Raw genomic sequence first — 249 nt, forward strand, 5'->3', positions numbered from 1 at the left:
GCGATGCGATATAAGCAGGGGCAAACGCCGCTGGCGGTGATTGCCGGGAAAGAGTATGGATCAGGCTCCAGTCGTGAGTGGGCGGCAAAAGGTCCGCGTCTGCTTGGTATTCGTGTGGTGATTGCCGAATCGTTTGAACGAATTCACCGTTCGAATTTAATTGGCATGGGCATCCTGCCGCTGGAATTTCCGCAAGGCGTAACGCGTAAAACGTTAGGGCTAACCGGGGAAGAGAAGATTGATATTGGC

At 53.4% G+C, this 249-nt stretch carries 1 pseudogene; it reads left to right on the forward strand.

The features are described 5' to 3' along the window. Positions 1 to 249: pseudogene (locus R0J88_RS22265) on the forward strand (hypothetical protein); the annotation flags it as partial.

Origin of the sequence: Pseudoalteromonas sp. SIMBA_162 (genome assembly GCF_046535955.1) — a bacterium.
GTDB lineage: Bacteria > Pseudomonadota > Gammaproteobacteria > Enterobacterales > Alteromonadaceae > Pseudoalteromonas > Pseudoalteromonas marina.